This is a genomic window from Streptomyces barkulensis (assembly GCF_002843305.1).
Classification (GTDB): Bacteria; Actinomycetota; Actinomycetes; order Streptomycetales; family Streptomycetaceae; genus Streptomyces; species Streptomyces barkulensis.
Window position 1 is genome coordinate 123,963 of the sequence record NZ_PGSG01000025.1, and the last position, 18,047, is coordinate 142,009.

Sequence of the window (18,047 nt, forward strand, 5' to 3'; positions counted from 1 at the left end):
GGGTTCGGGGCCGGTCAGAGCCTGGCCGGTGAGGCGCCCTTGAGGAGGTCCAGGTCCAGGGCTCCGGCCATCGCGCGGAAGCCGCTGTCGCTGGGGTGGAGATGGTCGCCCGAGTCGTAGACGGGGAGGAGCCGCTGCGGGGCGGCCGGGTCGCGCAGGGCCGCGTCGAAGTCGACGACCGCGTCGAAGACGCCGCCGCGGCGGATCTGTTCGTTGACCTGCTGCCGTACGGCCTCCAGGCGCGCGTTGTGCTTGCGGTGCCCGCCGAACGGCATCAGGGTCGCCCCGATCACCCGCAGTCCGCGCCGGTGGGCGTGCTGGGTGATCCGTTCCAGGCCGTCCACGATCCTGCGGGGGTCGGTCTGCTGGGGCGTCTTGAGGATGTCGTTGATGCCGAGCTGGACGACCAGGACCTCGGCGCCGGTGCGGGAGAGCACGTCCCGCTCCAGCCGGTTCAGGGCGCTGGGCCCGTTCTTGAGGTCGGTCGGGGAGGCGTCGAGGAGGACCCGGTTTCCGCTGATGCCCTGGTTGAGGACGCTGTAGCGGGGGGCGCCGCGCTCGGTGCGCAGCCGGTCGGCGAGGAAGTCGGTCCAGCGGCGGTTGGCGCCGGGGCTGGAGGTGACGCCGTCGGTGATGGAGTCGCCGAGGGCCACGACGGCGGCCTCGGTCTCGTTCGTCCACACGTCCACGGCGGTCACATGCCGCCAGTAGGCGGTCTGCTCGGTGTAGGGGGTGCCGGTGGTGTCGTCGGCCCGGTCGCCGCGGGCCAGATAGCTGGTCTGGCGTGCGTGGGGGTGGTGGGTGACGGTGCCGGAGCCGGTGGGCGAGTAGAGGGTGACGAGCAGGTCGGCGGCGGCGGGCACGTTCAGCCGTACCGCGTCGCTGGTGACGGCGGAGCCGACCGGGACGGTCACCTCGCTTCGGTCGCCGAAGGTCAGCCTGCGCATGCTGCCGGGCGCGGCGGCGGGGCTGCTGGGCTCGGCGGCCAGGGCGAGGGTGGCGTGGGTGATGGTCAGCGGGCGGGTGCCGAAGAGGTTGGAGAAGCGGACACGGGCGGCGCTGCCGCCGACGGAGGTGTGCACCACGTTCCGCAGGGAGGCGTCCGGGTAGCCGTTCGGGGCGTTCGGCTCGGCGGAGGCGGGTGAGGCGGACCAGGTGCCCACCCAGGCTCCGGAGGAGGCCGGAGCGGCGTTCTCCCCGCCTCGTGGGGCGGCGGTGTCCGGGGCCGCGCCTCTGACGCCGGCGCCGACGAACACGGCTCCGGAGATCAGGACCACGACGGCCGCGAGCCCTGCCAGCAGGGCGTATCCCATGTTCTTGCTCACGGGCGGCAGCCTCGCTCGTACACGGAAAGAGTCCCCCCTCGGGCGGTGCGGGCCCAGGTGTGCGAAGTGATCGGCGGTTTTCCCATGATCCCATGGCGGCAGGCGTGTTCCCGCCGGGTGGCCCCGCCTGTTACGCGATCGATGAAAGGACGTGAGGCGGCCGGGCCCCCGGGGGGGAGGGGGCGGCCGCGTTCGCGGTGCGGGACGCGGGCGGCGCGTTCGGTGTTCGGTCCCGTCGGGACGGAGGCCGCTTGCGACAATTGCGGCCGGGGACGGCGCGGACGGGTGGAGACGATGGAGCGTACGACGACGGACGGGAAGAACGCCCAGGGTTCCGGAAGCGGGCGGCCGGCGGGCCCCCGGGCACCGGCCGGGGCGGCGTTCGATCCGGTGGCCTTCACGGCGGCCGACGAGGAGAAGCGCCGCGGGGTGCGCCGGATGAAGGCCATCGCGACCGGTGCGCTGCTGCTGGCGGCGCTGGTGTTCGCGCTGGCCACCTGGGCGCAGCGGGCGGGGGCGGGTGCCTGGGCCGGCTATGTGGCGGCCGCCGCCGAGGCGGGCATGGTGGGCGCGCTGGCCGACTGGTTCGCGGTGACCGCGCTGTTCAAGCGGCCGATGGGGCTGCCGATCCCGCACACCGCGATCATCCCGAACAAGAAGGACCAACTGGGGCGCAGTCTGGGCGACTTCGTCGGCGAGAACTTCCTGTCCGAGGAGGTGGTGCGGCGGAAGCTGCGCTCGGTGGACATCGGCGGCCGGCTGGGCGTCTGGCTGGCCAGGCCGGCCAACGCCGACCGGGTGACGGCCGAGCTGTCCACCGCGCTGCGCGGGGCGCTGGCCGTGCTGCGGGACAACGATGTGCAGGCGGTGGTGGGCGAGGCGATCACCCGGCGCGCCCATGCGCAGGAGATCGCGCCGGGGCTGGGCCGGATGCTGTCGCGGATCGTCGCCGACGGCGGCCATGCCCGGGTCGTGGATCTGGTGGTCTCACGGGCCCACGACTGGCTGGTGTGGCACAGCGACTCGGTGATGGACGCGGTGGCGGGCGGGGCGCCGGGGTGGACGCCGCGTTTCGTGGACCGCAAGGTCGGCGAGCGCGTCTACCGGGAGTTGCTGCGCTTCGTCTCGGAGATGCGGGACATGCCCGACCACCCGGCGCGCGAGGCGCTGGACCGTTTCCTGCGGGACTTCGCCGCCGACCTGCAGTCCGACGACGAGACCCGGGCGCGGGTGGAGCGGCTGAAGTCGGAGATCCTGGACCGCGACGAGGTGCAGGAGCTGATCTCCTCGGCCTGGTCGGCGGTGCGGGCCATGGTGGTGGCGGCGGCCGGGGACGAGCGCAGCCAGCTGAGGCTGCGGGCCCGTGCCTCGCTGCTGTCGCTGGGCGCGAAGCTGTCGGGGGACGGCGGGCTGCGGGGCAAGGTCGACGGCTGGATCGAGGGGGCGGCGGCGCATGTCGTCACCACCTACCGGAGCGAGATCACCTCTCTGATCACCGAGACGGTCGAGGGCTGGGACGCCGAGCACACCTCCCGCAAGATCGAGGCGCACATCGGCCGCGACCTGCAGTTCATCCGGATCAACGGCACGGTGGTGGGTGCGCTGGCGGGTCTGGCGATCCACACCGTCGCCCACGCGCTGGGCGGCTGAGGCCCGCCCGCCGGCCGAGCCGTCCCGCCGGCCGAGCCGTCCTGTCAGCCGAGCCGCACGGTGCGGCCCTCGGCCGCGGAGGTGCGGGCCGCCTCCAGTACCCGCAGCGTCTCGGCCGCCTCCCGTGCGGTGACCGGGGGCTCGCCCCCCTCGCGCAGGGCGGCGGCGACGGCGGCGTAGTAGGCGGGGTAGTCGCCGGAGCGGGACGGCACGGGCCGTACGTCGTCCGCCGCGCCCAGGGTGCCCCAGGCGGACTCCGCCTCCGCGCCCCAGGGTTCGCCGGGGGTGGGGCGGGCGCCGGCGCGCAGGGCGTCCTCCTGGGGGTCGAGGCCGTACTTGACGTAGGCGGCCCGGCTGCCCAGCACCCGGAAGCGGGGGCCGAGGGCGGCGGCGGTGGAGCTGACCCACAGGTGGGAGCGGGTGCCCGAGGCGTGGTGGAGGGCGATGAAGGTGTCGTCGTCGGCCTCGGCGCCGGGGCGGCGCGCGTCGGACTCGGCGTGGACGGAGACCGCCGGGCCGAAGAGGGTGAGCGCCTGGTCCACCACATGGCTGCCCAGGTCGTACAGCAGTCCGCCGAGTTCGGTGGGGTCGCCGGACTCGCGCCAGCCGCCCTTGAGGTTCGGGCGCCACCGCTCGAAGCGGGACTCGAAGCGCCACACCTCGCCCAGCGCGCCCTCGGCCAGCAGGTCGCGCAGGGTGAGGAAGTCGCTGTCCCAGCGGCGGTTGTTGAACACCGACAGCAGCAGTCCTCGGCGCTCGGCGAGGCCGGCCAGTTCCTCGGCCTCGGCGGCGCCGGCCGCCAGCGGTTTGTCGACGACGACGGCCAGTCCGGCCTCCAGGGCCCGGGTGGCCAGTTCGACGTGGGTGCGGTTGGGGGAGGCGACGACGACGAGGTCGAGTTCACCGGCGCGCGCGAACAGCTCGCCGGCACTGGCGGGGGTGCGCAGCCCCTCGCCGTGCTCGGCACGGGCCTGCCGCCGCCGCTCGGGGGAGGAGGTGACGACGGTGTCCAGTACGAGGCCGTCGGTGGCGGCGATCAGCGGTGCGTGGAAGACGGAGCCGGCCAGGCCGTAACCGATCAGTCCGACGCGCAGGGGGTTGGGGACCGGGGCGGCGGGGGAGGCGGCGTTCATGGCGCCCACTTTGGCAACAGCGTTTCCGAAGTGCAAGCGGGCGCGAGAATGGATCCGTGACCCCTGCCTCCCCCGGTTCCGTCCCCGCCGTTTCCCCCGGCCTCGCCGCCTCCCCGGCGGCCGCGGACCTGCCGGCCCTGCGCGGCCACAACGCCGCACTCGTTCTGGATCTGCTGCGCGCGGCGGGCGAGGCGGGCGCGAGCAGGCCCGAACTGGCCGAGGCCGCGGGGCTGACCCCGCAGGCCGTCAGCAAGATCACCGCCCGGCTGCGGGAGGCGGGACTGGTGGCGCGGGCGGGGCGCCGTCCCTCCACCGGAGGCAAGCCGCGCACCCTGTGGCGCCTGGTGCGCGACGCGCGCCACGCGGTGGGTCTGCACCTGGACCGTGATGAGGTCACCGCCGTCCTGGTGGATCTGCAGGGCGGCGTGGTCGCGGCGCACCGGGCCTCCTTCGACCTGGGCGCGCCCCGCGAGGCGGTGCTGGACGCGGCGGCCGGCGCGGTGCGCGCCCTGCCGGACGGTCCCGGACTGCCGGACGGTCCCGGACTGCCGGACGGTCCCGGACGCGGCGGCCGTCCGCTGGGCGTCGGGGTGGCGTGTCCGGGACCGCTGGACCACCGCACGGGAGTGCTGCGGCGGGTGACCGGCTTCCCCCACTGGGACGGCCACCCGCTGCGGGAGGCGCTGTCCCGGCGGCTGGGGCTGCCCGTCGCGCTGGACAAGGACACCAACGCGGCGGCCCTCGGGCTCGCCCTGTGCGGCGGGCAGGGGGCCAAGGGCGCCTCGTTCGCGTATCTGCACCTGGGCACCGGGCTGGGCGCCGGGCTCGTGCTGGGCGGGGCGCTGTACCGGGGCACGCGCACCGGGGCCGGTGAGTTCGGCCACCAGGTGGTGCTGCTCGACGGCCCGGAGTGCGGGTGCGGCGACCGCGGCTGCCTGGAGGCGCTGTGCCTGGCGGCCGTCGCCCGGGGCGACACCGCGGAGGCCGCCCGCGTACTGGGCACCGGGGCGGCGGGGCTGGCCGGGCTGCTGGACGTCGACCGCGTGGTGCTCGGCGGCCGGACCGTGCTGGCCGACCCGGAGCCGTACCGCGCGGGTGTGGAGCGGGTACTGGCGGCCCGGGCCGCGCGCACCGACGGCCGGGCCGTACCGGTGTCCGTCGCCCCCGGCGGCGCGCGGCTGGTAGCCCGCGGCGCGGCGCATCTGGTCCTCGCGCCGCTCTTCGGCCGGCTCGAACCGGGAACGAGACCGCAAGGCCCCGGCCGGGACCGGTCGGGCGGTCCCGGACCCGGCCCCGGAAAGACGGGGTCGGGTCCGGCGGACAGTGGCTAGTCTGAGGGCGTCGGCGCAGCACAGCGTGGTGCCGCCGCCACGCCCCGATGTGCGTTGTGACAGGCAGGAGTGACCAATGGCGGAGCGCAAGCCGATCGAGTCATGGCTGACCGACATGGACGGCGTCCTCGTCCACGAGGGAGTGCCGATCCCGGGGGCCGACGCCTTCCTCAAGCGGCTGAGGGAGTCGGGCAAGCCGTTCCTGGTGCTGACCAACAACTCGATATACACGCCCCGCGACCTGCACGCCCGGCTGAAGCGGATGGGCCTGGACGTCCCGGTGGAGAACATCTGGACCTCCGCCCTGGCCACCGCCAAGTTCCTGGAGGAACAGCGCCCGGAGGGCACCGCGTACGTCATCGGCGAGGCCGGGCTGACCACCGCGCTGCACGACATCGGCTACATCCTCACCGACACCGACCCCGACTACGTGGTGCTCGGCGAGACGCGCACCTACAGCTTCGAGGCGCTCACCAAGGCGATCCGGCTGATCAACGACGGTGCGCGGTTCATCGCCACCAATCCCGACGAGACCGGCCCGTCCGCCGAGGGCGCGCTGCCGGCCACCGGGTCGGTCGCGGCGCTGATCACCAAGGCGACCGGGCGCGAGCCCTACTTCGTCGGCAAGCCCAACCCGCTGATGATGCGGGCCGGGCTCAACGTCATCGGAGCCCACTCCGAGTCCAGCGCGATGATCGGCGACCGGATGGACACCGATGTGCTGGCCGGGCTGGAGGCCGGGATGGAGACCTTCCTCGTCCTCACCGGGCTGACGCGGCCGGCCGAAGTGGACCGCTTCCCCTTCCGGCCCTCGACGGTCGCCGACTCGATCGCGGACCTCGTCGAACGGATCTGATCAGCCCCGGCGCCGCCCCGCGCCGAGCCGCCCCGCGCCGCGTCCGTCCCCGCCCCGTCCGCCCCCGGGCGCGCTCGAACGGAGCAGCGCGGGGCGGCGCCGGGATGCGGCGCGGCGCGGCGCGGCGGATCTTCGGGAGTACCGACCCGGAGGTTCGACATGGGCATCTTCCGCACCGTACGACCCGCTCCGAGCGTCCTCGCCGCGGCGCTCGCCGTCTGCGCCGCGGCGGCCCCTCCCGCCGGACTCGCCGCCCTCACGGCCCTCGCCGCCCCCGCGGCGGCCGCCGAGAGCCCCGGCTCCGGTGTCTCCCGCCCACCCAGCTCCGGTGTCTCCCGCCCACCCAGCTCCGGTGTCTCCCGCCCACCCAGCCCTGAGACCTCCGGTACGGGGCGGTCCGGCTCGCCGGAGGTGACGGTACGGGTGACCCCCGCCAAGGTCCGCCCCGGCACCGAGATCGAACTGTGGGCCGTGTCCTGCGAGGGCACCGTCGCCACCGCCCGCTCCGAGGCGTTCGTCGCCGACGCGCTGCTGTCCCCCGGCGCCGACCGCGGCGGGCTGCGCGGCGAGGCGGTCATCCGCTCGGACGCCGAGCCCAGGGAGTACCGGATCACGGTGGAGTGCATGGGCGTGAAGATCGCCGGCCGGGTGACCGTGCACCACTTCGGGTCCGGCCCGGCCTCCGGAAGCCCCTCGCACCGCGCCACCGACCCGGCCGTGAGCCCGGTCGCCCCCGTGCCGGCCGGCGGCGGCGGCACCGCGAAGGCGGCCGGCGACGAGGGCGGGGAAGCCGGACCGAGCGCCCTCCACACCGCCCTGGGCGCCGGGCTGGCGGGCACCGCCACCCTGGCCGTCCTCTGGCGGGCCGCGGCGCTGCGCCGCCGGTCCCGCTCCGAATCCGACCGCTGAGCCGGCCGGCGGCGACGGCCGTGTACGACGACGTCCCGGGCGGTGAGCCGCGCACGGGCTGCGCCTCCCGGCTGGCGGTGGTAGCGGTGTGGGCGGTGCTGCTGCTCGGGCTGTGGCTGTGGGCGAGGGAGCTGACCGACCCCGCCGTCCGGCCGCCGGAGCAGGCGCGGGCGGGGGCCCCGGCGTCCGACCGGGCGCCGGGCGGCGAGTTCGGCCACGCGCCGCTGCCCGGTGCCCAGCCCCGGCGCATCGACATCGACACCATCGGCGTCCACGCGCGGATCATCGAGCGGGGGCTCGACCGCGAGGGCGCCGTGGAGCCCCCGCCGATGGACTCCGCCGACGCCGTCGGCTGGTTCGCCGACGGTCCGACGCCCGGAGCGGAGGGAGTGGCGCTGCTGGTGGGCCATCTGGACACCGACACCGGCGGGGCGGTCTTCCAGCGCCTGCCCTCGGTGCGCCCCGGGGACCGGATACGCGTCGCACGCGACGACGGCAGGACCGCGGAGTTCACCGTCGAGGACGTGGCGATCGCCGAGCGGGCCGACTTCGACCCGCACGAGGTCTACGGCGCCCGCCGCCCCGGACGTGCCGAGCTCCGCCTGATCACCTGCACCGGCGCCTTCGACCGGGCCAGCGGCTCCTACACGGCCAATCTGGTGGTCTCGGCGTATCTGACCGGTGTCCGCTCCGGGACCGGGGCGGACACCGGCCGGGCCGGCGGCGCGGGCCGGGCGCGGTGAGCGGCCCCGCGCGGATTGAGCCGTGTGCGCAACCGCCGCCCGGCCCGGTCGTTGTGGTCACCGGGGTGAACCTCCGGCCGGAACCGGTTGCGTTCCCCGCCCGCCCGGGATTGAAGAGAGGGGAGACGCGGTACTCGGACGCCGAGATCCCCAGGACACGGAAGGCTGTCGCTGCGCCATGTATGACACAGCTGAACCGGAAGCCGACGCCCCGCCCGCCGTGCCGCGGGCCCTCGACGAGCTGCCGGTCTCACCGCCCCCGCTGCTGCGTCTCGCCGGGGACGGCGACGACGACGAGTGCGAGCCGCACATCTGCCGGGGCATCGACTGAGGAGCGACCGCGCGAGGGCGCGCCGTGAGACACGTCCGGGCCCCACCGCGGAGGCGGTGGGGCCCGGATCGAAGAGGTACGCCGCCAGGGACTCGAACCCCGGACCCGCTGATTAAGAGTCAGCTGCTCTAACCAACTGAGCTAGCGGCGCCCGCAGGGGCGGTGATCCGCACGGTGTGTGCCGATCGGTGCCGAACTGCGGGAACCAGCATACCCGACACCGCGCGGTGCTCCGTCCGGGCCGAGGGGGATAGGTTTCCGGTCATGCGAACCGGTGAGCTGATGGACCGGGCCCGGCGGCTGACGGCCCGCGCGCGGGGCGGGCGGGCCGTGCTCGGCCTGGCGGGGCCGCCCGGCGCGGGCAAGTCCACCCTGGCCGAGGCCCTGGTGGCGGGGCTGTGCGGGCGGTACGGGGCGGACGCGGCGGCGTACGTCCCGCTGGACGGCTTCCACCTGTCCAACGCCCAGCTCGACCGGCTGGGCCTGGCCGCCCGCAAGGGCTCGCCCCCCACCTTCGACGTCCACGGGTACGCCGCCCTGCTGCGGCGCCTGGTCCTGGAGCCGGACCACGACGTCTACGTGCCCGACTTCGACCGGACGCTGGACGAGCCGGTGGCGGCCCGCCATGTGGTGCGCCCCGGGGTCCGGCTGGTGGTGACGGAGGGGAACTACCTGGCCTGTGACCTGCCCGGCTGGCCGGACGCGCGCGGGTCGATCGACGAGCTGTGGTACGTGGAGGCGTCCGCGGAGGAGCGCCGCCGCAGGCTGGTGGAGCGGCAGACGGCCGGGGGCCGCACCGCGGGGGAGGCCCGGGAGTGGGTCCGGTCCAACGACATGCCCAACGCGGAGATCGTGGAGGCGTCGAGGACGTCGGCGTGTGTGAAGCTGTCGTTCCACTGGTCGGGACAGTGACGGGACGCCGATGAGGAGAGAGAGGAGAAGGGCCCCTCGCGTGGTGCGAGGGGCCCTTCTCCTGCTGTACGCCGCCAGGGACTCGAACCCCGGACCCGCTGATTAAGAGTCAGCTGCTCTAACCAACTGAGCTAGCGGCGCCTGCGGGCAGCGACTCCGGTGATCTCGTGGCGACCTGGCGGAGCGCGCTGTCGGCAACCATACTACCCGCTCCCCGCGGTGCTCCCGACCACGCGCCCGGCGCGGTCGGCGGCCGTACGCCGTCCCCGCACGGAACACCGGCCCCCGCCCGCTCTCCGGAACATGTCCGAGGGCGGACGGGAGGGCCGGGCGCGGCGGCGCGCCCCCGGAAGGGTCCTCCTCAGAGGATCGCGCCCAGGAACTCCCTGGTGCGCTCGTGGTCGGGGTCGTTGAAGATCTTCTCCGGCGGGCCGGACTCGATCACCTTGCCCTCGTTGAACATCAGCACGTCGTCGGAGATGTCGCGGGCGAAGTTCATCTCGTGGGTGACCACCAGCATGGTGATGTCGGTGGTGTGCGCGATGTCGCGCAGGACGTCCAGCACCCCGGCGACCAGCTCCGGGTCGAGCGCGGAGGTGACCTCGTCCAGCAGCAGCACCTTCGGGCTCATGGCCAGCGCGCGGGCGATGGCCACGCGCTGCTGCTGGCCGCCGGAGAGCTGGGAGGGGTACTTGTCGATGTGCTCGGTCAGCCCCACCTTCTCCAGCAGCTCGCGCGCCTTGTGCTCGGCCTCGTCCTTGCCCATGCCCAGCACGTGGACGGGTGCCTCGGTGATGTTGCGCAGCACCTTCATGTTGGGGAAGAGGTTGAACTGCTGGAAGACCATGCCGATCTTCTTGCGCACCTCGCGGGTGTGCTTCTCGCCCGCGGGGACGAGCCTGCCGCCCTTCTCCTCGTGGGTGAGGTGGTCGCCGTCGACCGTGATGACGCCCTCGTCGGGCCTGAGCAGGGTCATCAGCAGCCGCAGGATCGTGGTCTTGCCCGATCCGGAGGGGCCGATGAGGGTGACGTGCTTTCCGGCGGAGACGCTGAACTCCAGCTGGTCCAGGACGACGTGGTCGCCGAAGCGCTTGGTCACCTTGTCGAAGCGGATCAGTTCGCGGCCGTCCGCGGCGGTACTCGTGGTGGCGTTCTCACGCGGGGTGTCAGCGGACAAGACGACGCTCCAGGGCTCGGATGAGGAGGGAAGCCGGGTAGGCGATGAGGATGAAGGCGATACCGACGACGGTGATCGGCTCCAGGAACCGGAAGGTCTCGGAGCCGTAGGCGCGTGCCTCGCCGAGCATCTCGAAGGCGCCGATGATCGCGATCAGCGGCGAGTCCTTCAGCATGGCGATGACGTAGTTGCCCAGCGCGGGAACCACGCGGCGGATGGCCTGCGGCAGGATCACGGCCGTCCAGGTGCGCACCGGCGGCAGGCTGAGCGCGGTGGCCGCCTCCCACTGCCCCTTGGGCACACCGTCGATGCCGGCCCGGTAGACCTCGGCGGTGTAGGTCGAGTAGTGCAGGCCGAGGCCGATCACACCCGTCATCAGCGGGGACATGGCCGGCCCCCACTCGGGCACCACGTAGAAGAGGAAGAACAGCTGCACCAGCAGCGGGGTGTTGCGGATGAACTCGGTGACCGCGGTCACCGGCATGCGGACCCACGCCTTGGAGGAGCGCTGCGCGATGGCCCACACCAGACCGAGGGTGAAGGCCAGCAGGGACCCCAGCACCAGCGCCTGGAGGGTGACGAGCACCCCGTCCCAGAAGCGCGGCATGAAGTCGTCGACGACGTCCCAGTTCCAGTTCACTGATTACCCCCCGGGGTGCCCGCTCCGGCCGTCCCGGTGACGGGGTCGGCCGCCTTCGTCCGGCGGCGCAGACCGCCCAGCAGTCCGCCGCCCGGCGGCGGCGCCTGCCCGATCCCGGCCTTGGCCTTCCGCTCCACCAGCCGCATGCCGCGGGTGATGAGGAAGGCGAGGACGAAGTACATCACCAGCAGGAGCGTGTAGATCGGCGCGCTCTCGTTGGTGGTGAAGCGGATCAGGTTCGCCGCGAAGGTCATGTCGGCCACGCTGATGACCGAGACCAGCGCGGTGCCCTTCAGCAGCTCGATGGCGAGGTTGTTGAAGGGCGGGACCATCTCCGGCCACGCCTGGGGCAGCTCGATGCGCCGCAGCCGCTGCATACGGGTGAAGCTCAGCGCGATCCCCGCCTCGCGCTGGGCGGGGGAGACCGCGGCCAGCGCGCCGCGTACGACCTCCGAACCGTACGCGCCGTAGGTCAGGCCCAGCGCCAGAACACCCGCCCACATCGGGACGAGCTGCCAGCCGAAGGCGATCGGCAGCGCGAAGAACAGCCAGAACATGAACACCAGCGCCGAGGCTCCGCGGAAGATCTCGAAGTAGGCGCCGGACAGGAACCGGACGATCCACAGCGGGGAGGACCGCAGGATTCCGACGACGAAGGAGACGGCCGCGGCCAGCGCGGCGCTGTACACCGTCACCTGGATGGTGATCCAGATGCCGGGCAGCATGTAGGACTCCCACAGGCCCCAGGTCATGATGCGCACAGCTCCTTCGCGGTCAGGTCGGTCATCTCGTCCTCGGAGAAACCGAAGGGCCGCATGATCTCCAGCAGCTCACCGCTCTCCTTGAGCTTGCGCAGCTCCCGGTTGAACGCGTCGCGCAGCACGGTGGCGCTGGGCCGGAAGGCGAAGCCGCCCGCGCCGATCGCCGGCTCGCCGTCCACCATGGGCTGGAAGGCCTCCGTGGCCTCGGCCCGGTTGCTGCCCTCCGTCACCTGGCGGACGGTCAGCGAGGTGCCGGCGAAGACGTCGGCCCGGCCCTGCTCGACGGCCGCCAGCCCGGCGACCTGGTCGGGCAGGATCAGCATCTCGCCGCGGGGGACGCCGGCCGCGACCGCGTAGTCGATCTCGGCGTACGCGGTGCCGGTGGCCATCCTGGCGCCGGTGCGGACGATGTCCTCGTAATTGTTCAGCCCTTTCGGGTTGCCCTTGGGGACGATGAACGCGTCGAGCATCACGTACTCGGGGTCGGCGAAGATCACCTGTTCGCAGCGCTGGGGGTTGATGTACATGCCCGCGGAGACCACATCGAACTGCTGCGAGCGGAGTCCCGGAATCAGCGAACCGAACTCGGTCGGAACGGGGACGACGTTCTCCACACCCAGCCGATTGAAGATGACCTTCGCGATCTCCGGCGCCTCACCGGTCAACTCGCCCTGGTCGTTGATGTATCCGTAGGGGACCTCGCCGGCGATGCCCACCCGCACGGTGTTCTGCGCCCTGATGCGCTCCAGCAGGTTGCCCTCGCCGGCCTCCCCGGCGTCGGGCACCCGGCTGCATCCGGCCACTCCGATCGTGCCCGCCGCGCCCAGCGCGCCCAGGCCCGCCAGCATCGCGCGGCGGCTTATCCCCCGGACGGGTCTCGTCCGGTTATCGAGGCCGTCGCCTGTACCTGATTTTCCTGTCTCGTTCCCTTGTGGTGGAGCCATGGGCGCGCCACTACCCCGATCAACGAAAAATATGCCCGCCGTTTCCAGCCCTTGATGCGGCCGTTGCGGTGTTGACGGCCGGGCCCGGTCGCTGCGTCAGTATTGGGAGGGAAATCGACGGACAGGAGCCGAAATGGCAGACCGTTTCATCGAAGTATCACTCGACAAGCGGGGGGTGAGCTGCACGGCGAGACTGCTCGACGACCGCGCGCCCATCACCTGCGAGGCGGTGTGGAACGCCCTTCCACTGGGCGGCGACGTCTACCACGCCAAGTACGCGCGCAACGAGATCTACACACTCCTGCCCACGTTCGCCCCGGCCGAGCCGCCGCTGGAGAACCCCACCATCACGCCCATCCCCGGCGACCTGTGCTACTTCACCTTCACCGACGTCCAGCTCGGCACCTCCTCCTACGGGTACGAGGCGGAGGCGGGGCACCGGGGCCGGCCGACCGTGGTGGACCTGGCCCTGTTCTACGAGCGCAACAACCTGCTGATCAACGGCGACGCCGGCTGGGTCCCCGGAATCGTGTGGGGGGCGGTGGTGGACGGGCTGGACCGGATGGCCGACGCCTGCCAGGACCTGTGGCGGGCCGGGGCCCTGGGCGAGAGCCTCAGCTTCCGGCGGGCCTAGGGACCGGGCCGGGCACGGCACCGGACGCGGAGCCGGAAGCAGAGCCGGGCGCGGCACCGGACGCGGAGCCGGACGCGAGCGCCGGGGGCGGCGGAACATCGGCGGCCCCCGCCTCGTACAGCGCGTGCGCGGCGCGCAGCACCAGCGCGTCCGCGTGCCGCGCGCCCACCAGTTGCACCCCGATCGGCAGCCCGCCGCCGTCCACCCCGCAGGGCAGGGACGCCGCGGGCTGCTGGGTCATGTTGAACGGGTAGGTGAACGGCGTCCATCCCGTCCAGCGGGTGTACGGCGAGCCCGGCGGCACCTCGCCGCCCAGTTCGAAGGCGGTGACCGGCAGCGTCGGGGTGACCAGCAGGTCGTACTCCGTGTGGAAGGCGCCCATCAGCCGGCCCATCGACATCCGCACGTCCACCGACGCCAGGTAGTCCAGCGCGCTGCGGGCCGCGCCCTGCTCGCACACCTCCCGCAGGTCCGGGTCCAGCAGCGCGCGCCGCTCGGGGTCCAGGTGCTGGGTCACCCGGGCGGCGCCGCTGAACCACAGGGTGTGGAAGGCCTCCAGGCAGTCGGGCAGACCCGGGTCGCGCTCCTCCACCCGTGCGCCCAGCCCCTCCAGCGCCTCCACGGCCCGCCGCACCGCGGCGGCGACCTCCCGGTCCACCTCCACCCGGCCGCCGAGGTCGGGGGAGTAGGCCACCCGCAGGCCGGCGACCCCGCCGTCCAGGCCGTCGCGGAAGCTGCCCGGCACCGGCCCGAGCTGAGACCAGTCGCGGGCGTCCGGGCCGGTGATCACGTCCATCAGCAGCGCCGCGTCCCGCGCGTCGCGGGTCATCGGGCCGACGTGCGCGAGCGTCCCGTAGGCGCTGGCCGGGTACAGCGGCACCCGCCCGTACGTCGGCTTCAGCGCGAAGATCCCGCAGAAGGACGCCGGGATGCGCACCGAGCCGCCGCCGTCGGTGCCAAGGCTCAGCGGCCCGGCCCCCAGTGCCACCGCGGCCGCGCTGCCACCGCTGGAACCGCCCGCGGTGCGCCCCGGGGCGTACGGGTTCCCCGTCGCGCCGTGCCGCGGGCTGTCGGTGACGCCCTTCCAGCCGAACTCCGGTGTCGTCGTCTTCCCCGTGAACACCGCCCCGTGCTCGCGCAGCCGCGCCACCGAGGGTGCGTCCTCGTCCCAGGGGCCGTCCGCGGAGACGGTCCACGAGCCGCGCAGCGTCGGTCCGCCGCGCAGCAGCAGGATGTCCTTCACCGACACCGGCACCCCGTCCAGCAGGCCGGCCGGCTCACCGCGCCGCCACCGGCCGGCGGACTGCCGCGCCTGCTCCATCGCCGCCTCGGCGTCGAGCCGGACGAACGCGTTCACCACCGGCTGGATGTGCTCGGACCTCTCCAGCACGGCGCGGGCCACCTCCACGGGAGTGAACTCCCCGCGGGCGTAGCCCTTCACGAGCCGGGCGGCGGTCAGGCCCGTGAGGCCGCTCGGGTCCGCGGGTCCGTTCGGGTGGGTCAGGCCGGTGGGGCCGGCCGGTTCGGTGGTGCCGGTCATGGCGTGCTCCTGTCCGGGACGTAGCCGAGCTGTTTGTCCACGACGTTGAACAGGGGCTCGCCCGCCGTCCAACGGTCGAAGTTGTCGCAGAACTGCCGGGCGAGGTCGTCGCGCCAGCCGACGGTGTCGCCGCTCATGTGCGGCGACACCAGCAGGCCGGGGACGTCCCACAGCGGGCTGTCGGAGGGCAGCGGCTCGTCGGCGAAGACGTCCAGCGCCGCCGCCGCGATCCGGTGCGAGAGCAGTGCCTCGACCAGGTCCTCCTGCACCACGTGGGCGCCGCGCCCGACGTTGACGAAACGGGCCGTCGGCTTCATCCGGGCGAAGGCGGCGGCGTCGAACATCCCGGTGGTCGACTCGGTCAGGGGCGCCGCGCACACGACCCAGTCGGCGGAGGGGAGGAGGGCGCCGAGCGCTCCGCCGGCGTGAATTCGGCCGAATTCCGGGTCCGCGGGCCGCTCCCTGCGCCCCACGAGTTCCACTTCGACACCCAGTGCCATAAGTGTTCGACCGATTGCCCGGCCGATGGGTCCCGAACCTACGACAATCGCGTGAGTTCCGGCCAGCCGCATTGTCTCCCGGTGCCGCCAGCGCCGCTGCCGCTGCAATTCCCAACTGCCGTGGAAATCCTTGGCCAAAGCCAGGACGAGACCTGCCACGTATTCGGCGATGGGCCGGTCGAAGACCCCCCGCGCATTGGTGATCACCGTTTCCGAGGCGACCAGTTCCGGACAGCCCAGCAGCCGGTCGACCCCGGCGCTCGCGGTGTGCACCCAGCCCGGCCGCGGGCCCGGACCGGGCCAGGCGCGGCGTACGGCGTCGGAGGTGAAGTCCCAGACCAGCAGCGCGTCCACGGCCGGCAGCAGGGCGGCCAGCGAACCCTCGTCGGCGTACTCCACCCGGGCGCGCCCCGAGATGCGCTCCAGGTCCGGCGGATCGACGCCGGGAACGCCGAGGACACCGAGAGTGGGGACGCCGGCCGGAACAGTGGTTTCTGACATGGGCGGAAAACCGTTTCGCAACGAGGGGGCAACGAGGAAGGAGAAGTATTGGGTCCGGCCCGAAGAGATCCGGAGCACCGTACGGACGCACGGATGGACGGAAGGATTGACCACGGTAGGGACCTGTAACTACCTTCGTCAACGAAGGCATCTGTCCCGGCGTCCCGGCTCTCTCGCGCCGGCTTTTCTCCCGTCAACGGCCCTTGGCCGCCCCTACCCTCTTCAAGGGGTGCTCATGGATGTCTCGTTCCTCGGCGGTCCGCATCCGCAGCGCGGAGTCGGTGTCGTCGCCCCCTTCGACTTCGCACTCGACCGCGAACTGTGGCGGTGGATCCCCGACGACGTCTCCCTCCATCTGACCCGCACTCCGTTCGTCCCCGTCGAGGTGAGCCTGGACCTGGCCCGGCTCGTCAGCGAGCACGAGACGCTGCGGGAGGCCGTCCAGGCGCTGTGCGCGGTGGCGCCGGAAGTGGTGGCGTACGCCTGCACCTCCGGCTCCTTCGTGGGCGGCGCGGTCGGGGAGCGGGCCATGTGCGCGGCCATGGAGCTCTCCGGAGAGGTCCCCTCCCTCACCACCTCGGGCGCACTGCTGGAGGCGCTGGAGGAACTCGGCGCACGGCGGGTCGCCGTCGTCACCCCGTACACCAGGTCGGTGACCGACTCCCTGGAGGCCTTTCTGGGCGAGGCCGGGATCGAGGTCACCGGCCGCAGCTACCTGGGGCTGACGCGGGAGATCTGGCGGGTGCCGTACCGGGACGTGGTGGACATGGCCCGCGAGGCCGTGGTGGACGCGCCCGACGCGCTGTTCATCAGCTGCACCAACCTGCCGACCTACGACGTGATTCCGCAGCTGGAGGCGGAGCTGCGGATGCCGGTGCTCTCCGCCAACCAGGTCACCGTCTGGTCGGCGCTGCGCCGCATCGGCAAGGAAGCGGTCGGCCCCTACCAGGCGCTGCTCGACCCCGTGGCCCGGCGCGGCCCGGCCTCCATGTCGTCCCTGCCGCCGGGGCCGCCCGTAACCCCGGACGGCGCGACGGAGTCGGGGAACCTCGCGGGACTGCCCGGGCCGTCGGCCGAGCGCGAGCCGGAGCCCGCGGTGGCCGGGGCCGAACCGGAGGCGGCCGAGGGCGTGGAGCCGCCGCCCTTTCCGGACGACCTGGGCGGACTGCCGCCCCTGTGACCCCGCGCCGCGGCGCCGCCGCCGCGGGAACGGCATCACCACCGAGGAAGAGACCGAGCAGGAGACCGAGGAAGAGGAGGACCGGATGGACCGGACGGACGGGACGGACGGGACGGCCCGGATGGAGGACGCGGACCCGGCGGCAGACGCGGAACGGGCGGTCCGGACGGCGGACGTCGTCGGCTTCCTCTACCCCGGCCACTCCGCCGAGGACGAGTACCCCCGGCTGGAGGCGATCCTCGGCGGGGCCGCGGGCTCCGTCCGGCTGCCGCTGGTCCACACCGACATCGGCGAGGACGCGCACCGTGTGGACGCGCTGCTGGAGATGGGCTCCACCGCCCGCCTGTCGGCCGAGGTCGGCCGGCTGTGCGAGCACGGCGCGCAGGCGGTGGTGTGGGCCTGCACCAGCGCCAGCTTCGTCTTCGGCTGGGACGGGGCGCACGAGCAGGTGCGCGAGCTGTCCTCGGCCGCGGCGCTGCCCGCCTCCAGCACCTCCTTCGCCTTCGCCCACGCCGTACGGGCGCTGGGGGCCGAGCGGGTCGCCGTCGCCGCCACCTATCCCGATGACGTGGCCGAGCACTTCAGGGCCTTCCTCAAGGCGGCGGGCGCCGAGGTGGTGTCGGTGTGCGGCGCCGGGATCGTCACCGCCGCGGAGGTCGGCACCTGGGGCCGCGAGGAGGTGCTCGCGCTGGCCCGTGCGGGCGACCACCCGGACGCCCAGGCCGTACTGCTGCCCGACACCGCCCTGCACACCGCCGCCTGGCTCCCAGAGCTGGAGGCGGCGCTGGGCAAGCCGGTGCTCACCGCCAACCAGGTCACCGTCTGGGAGGGGCTGCGCCTGCTGGACCGCACGGTCTCCTGCCCGGCGCTGGGGGCGCTGTTCGACGGCCGGGCGCTCGCGGAGCCGCTGCTGTCGCGGGAATAAACGGGCGGTCCGTACGGGCTGTGCTCCTGCGGCGCGGACGTTCCGCGCCGCACGC

At 73.5% G+C, this 18,047-nt stretch carries 18 protein-coding genes and 2 tRNA genes; 10 read left to right on the forward strand and 10 right to left on the reverse strand.

Features of this window, described 5'->3' with window-relative positions:
* Positions 1–14 precede the first annotated feature (14 nt).
* The gene (locus CUT83_RS05120; RefSeq protein ID WP_420882393.1) at positions 15–1,325 is read right to left on the reverse strand and encodes an SGNH/GDSL hydrolase family protein; all 1,311 of its coding nucleotides are present in this window, start codon (positions 1,323–1,325) and stop codon (positions 15–17) included.
* Positions 1,326–1,619: 294 nt separating this feature from the next.
* On the opposite strand from CUT83_RS05120, the gene CUT83_RS05125 reads away from it, so the two are divergent.
* Positions 1,620–2,975: a DUF445 domain-containing protein gene (locus tag CUT83_RS05125; RefSeq protein WP_101254746.1), complete on the forward strand. Its 1,356-nt coding sequence runs from the start codon at positions 1,620–1,622 to the stop codon at positions 2,973–2,975.
* Between the two features lie 44 nt (positions 2,976–3,019).
* Here the strand turns inward: CUT83_RS05125 and CUT83_RS05130 are convergent, their stop codons facing one another.
* Positions 3,020–4,108 (reverse strand): Gfo/Idh/MocA family oxidoreductase, encoded by a 1,089-nt coding sequence (locus tag CUT83_RS05130; protein WP_101254659.1) that lies wholly within the window; start codon positions 4,106–4,108, stop codon positions 3,020–3,022.
* Between the two features lie 128 nt (positions 4,109–4,236).
* Between CUT83_RS05130 and CUT83_RS05135 the strand changes: the two genes are divergently transcribed.
* From CUT83_RS05135 to CUT83_RS30015, 5 genes are all read left to right on the forward strand, one after another.
* The gene (locus tag CUT83_RS05135; RefSeq protein ID WP_240957701.1) at positions 4,237–5,439 is read left to right on the forward strand and encodes an ROK family transcriptional regulator; all 1,203 of its coding nucleotides are present in this window, start codon (positions 4,237–4,239) and stop codon (positions 5,437–5,439) included.
* 76 nt (positions 5,440–5,515) lie between these two features.
* Positions 5,516–6,295, forward strand: a complete 780-nt coding sequence (locus CUT83_RS05140) for an HAD-IIA family hydrolase (protein ID WP_101254661.1) — start codon at positions 5,516–5,518, stop codon at positions 6,293–6,295.
* 159 nt (positions 6,296–6,454) lie between these two features.
* A complete protein-coding gene (locus tag CUT83_RS05145; RefSeq protein WP_101254662.1) occupies positions 6,455–7,204 on the forward strand; it encodes a hypothetical protein in 750 nt (249 codons plus the stop codon).
* A gap of 20 nt (positions 7,205–7,224) precedes the next feature.
* Complete coding sequence (locus CUT83_RS05150) at positions 7,225–7,947, forward strand: class F sortase (protein ID WP_101254663.1); 723 nt, start codon at positions 7,225–7,227, stop codon at positions 7,945–7,947.
* A gap of 178 nt (positions 7,948–8,125) precedes the next feature.
* Positions 8,126–8,278: a hypothetical protein gene (locus tag CUT83_RS30015; protein WP_158238967.1), complete on the forward strand. Its 153-nt coding sequence runs from the start codon at positions 8,126–8,128 to the stop codon at positions 8,276–8,278.
* A 77-nt stretch (positions 8,279–8,355) separates the two neighbouring features.
* Here CUT83_RS30015 and CUT83_RS05155 read toward each other — a convergent pair.
* Positions 8,356–8,429 (reverse strand) — tRNA-Lys (locus CUT83_RS05155).
* A gap of 113 nt (positions 8,430–8,542) precedes the next feature.
* Here CUT83_RS05155 and CUT83_RS05160 point away from each other — a divergent pair.
* Positions 8,543–9,190: a nucleoside/nucleotide kinase family protein gene (locus CUT83_RS05160; protein ID WP_240957685.1), complete on the forward strand. Its 648-nt coding sequence runs from the start codon at positions 8,543–8,545 to the stop codon at positions 9,188–9,190.
* Between the two features lie 67 nt (positions 9,191–9,257).
* Here the strand turns inward: CUT83_RS05160 and CUT83_RS05165 are convergent.
* The 5 genes from CUT83_RS05165 to ehuB all read right to left on the reverse strand — a co-directional run bounded on the left by CUT83_RS05165 (position 9,258) and on the right by ehuB (position 12,712).
* Positions 9,258–9,331: transfer RNA gene (locus CUT83_RS05165), tRNA-Lys, on the reverse strand.
* Positions 9,332–9,551: 220 nt separating this feature from the next.
* A complete protein-coding gene (ehuA, locus tag CUT83_RS05170) occupies positions 9,552–10,367 on the reverse strand; it encodes an ectoine/hydroxyectoine ABC transporter ATP-binding protein EhuA (protein WP_101254664.1) in 816 nt (271 codons plus the stop codon).
* Positions 10,357–11,007 carry an ectoine/hydroxyectoine ABC transporter permease subunit EhuD gene (gene ehuD / locus CUT83_RS05175; protein ID WP_101254665.1) on the reverse strand — a complete coding sequence of 217 codons (651 nt, stop codon included), beginning with the start codon at positions 11,005–11,007 and terminating at the stop codon, positions 10,357–10,359. Before ehuD ends, ehuA begins: the two co-directional genes overlap by 11 nt.
* Positions 11,004–11,759, reverse strand: a complete 756-nt coding sequence (gene ehuC, locus CUT83_RS05180) for an ectoine/hydroxyectoine ABC transporter permease subunit EhuC (protein ID WP_165869382.1) — start codon at positions 11,757–11,759, stop codon at positions 11,004–11,006. The genes ehuD and ehuC overlap by 4 nt, the downstream gene beginning before the upstream one ends.
* Positions 11,756–12,712: an ectoine/hydroxyectoine ABC transporter substrate-binding protein EhuB gene (ehuB, locus tag CUT83_RS05185; protein WP_101254666.1), complete on the reverse strand. Its 957-nt coding sequence runs from the start codon at positions 12,710–12,712 to the stop codon at positions 11,756–11,758. Before ehuB ends, ehuC begins: the two co-directional genes overlap by 4 nt.
* A 133-nt stretch (positions 12,713–12,845) precedes the next feature.
* Between ehuB and CUT83_RS05190 the strand changes: the two genes are divergently transcribed.
* Positions 12,846–13,346: a DUF3830 family protein gene (locus CUT83_RS05190; protein WP_101254667.1), complete on the forward strand. Its 501-nt coding sequence runs from the start codon at positions 12,846–12,848 to the stop codon at positions 13,344–13,346.
* Here the strand turns inward: CUT83_RS05190 and CUT83_RS05195 are convergent.
* Together CUT83_RS05195 and CUT83_RS05200 are read right to left on the reverse strand one after the other, a co-directional pair.
* Positions 13,327–14,886 carry an amidase gene (locus CUT83_RS05195; protein WP_101254668.1) on the reverse strand — a complete coding sequence of 520 codons (1,560 nt, stop codon included), beginning with the start codon at positions 14,884–14,886 and terminating at the stop codon, positions 13,327–13,329. The two genes, CUT83_RS05190 and CUT83_RS05195, sit on opposite strands and share 20 nt — an antisense overlap.
* Positions 14,883–15,887 carry a D-2-hydroxyacid dehydrogenase gene (locus CUT83_RS05200; protein WP_101254669.1) on the reverse strand — a complete coding sequence of 335 codons (1,005 nt, stop codon included), beginning with the start codon at positions 15,885–15,887 and terminating at the stop codon, positions 14,883–14,885. Before CUT83_RS05200 ends, CUT83_RS05195 begins: the two co-directional genes overlap by 4 nt.
* 235 nt (positions 15,888–16,122) lie before the next feature.
* Here CUT83_RS05200 and CUT83_RS05205 point away from each other — a divergent pair, with 235 nt between their 5' ends.
* Complete coding sequence (locus CUT83_RS05205) at positions 16,123–17,067, forward strand: maleate cis-trans isomerase family protein (protein WP_101254670.1); 945 nt, start codon at positions 16,123–16,125, stop codon at positions 17,065–17,067.
* Positions 17,068–17,188: 121 nt separating this feature from the next.
* Entirely contained in the window at positions 17,189–17,992 is an 804-nt protein-coding gene (locus tag CUT83_RS05210; RefSeq protein ID WP_101254749.1) for a maleate cis-trans isomerase family protein, read from the forward strand.
* Positions 17,993–18,047 lie beyond the last annotated feature (55 nt).

Excerpts from the sequence above, each read along its gene's own strand:
- CUT83_RS05195 (WP_101254668.1), bottom strand. The coding sequence starts at position 14,886 with ATGACCGGCACCACCGAACCGGCCGGCCCCACCGGCCTGACCCACCCG.
- CUT83_RS05200 (WP_101254669.1), bottom strand. The coding sequence starts at position 15,887 with ATGTCAGAAACCACTGTTCCGGCCGGCGTCCCCACTCTCGGTGTCCTC.
- CUT83_RS05160 (WP_240957685.1), top strand. The coding sequence starts at position 8,543 with ATGCGAACCGGTGAGCTGATGGACCGGGCCCGGCGGCTGACGGCCCGC.
- ehuC (WP_165869382.1), bottom strand. The coding sequence starts at position 11,759 with ATGACCTGGGGCCTGTGGGAGTCCTACATGCTGCCCGGCATCTGGATC.
- CUT83_RS05145 (WP_101254662.1), top strand. The coding sequence starts at position 6,455 with ATGGGCATCTTCCGCACCGTACGACCCGCTCCGAGCGTCCTCGCCGCG.
- CUT83_RS05125 (WP_101254746.1), top strand. The coding sequence starts at position 1,620 with ATGGAGCGTACGACGACGGACGGGAAGAACGCCCAGGGTTCCGGAAGC.
- CUT83_RS05190 (WP_101254667.1), top strand. The coding sequence starts at position 12,846 with ATGGCAGACCGTTTCATCGAAGTATCACTCGACAAGCGGGGGGTGAGC.
- CUT83_RS05205 (WP_101254670.1), top strand. The coding sequence starts at position 16,123 with ATGGATGTCTCGTTCCTCGGCGGTCCGCATCCGCAGCGCGGAGTCGGT.
- CUT83_RS05210 (WP_101254749.1), top strand. The coding sequence starts at position 17,189 with ATGGAGGACGCGGACCCGGCGGCAGACGCGGAACGGGCGGTCCGGACG.
- CUT83_RS30015 (WP_158238967.1), top strand. The coding sequence starts at position 8,126 with ATGTATGACACAGCTGAACCGGAAGCCGACGCCCCGCCCGCCGTGCCG.
- CUT83_RS05140 (WP_101254661.1), top strand. The coding sequence starts at position 5,516 with ATGGCGGAGCGCAAGCCGATCGAGTCATGGCTGACCGACATGGACGGC.
- ehuB (WP_101254666.1), bottom strand. The coding sequence starts at position 12,712 with ATGGCTCCACCACAAGGGAACGAGACAGGAAAATCAGGTACAGGCGAC.
- CUT83_RS05130 (WP_101254659.1), bottom strand. The coding sequence starts at position 4,108 with ATGAACGCCGCCTCCCCCGCCGCCCCGGTCCCCAACCCCCTGCGCGTC.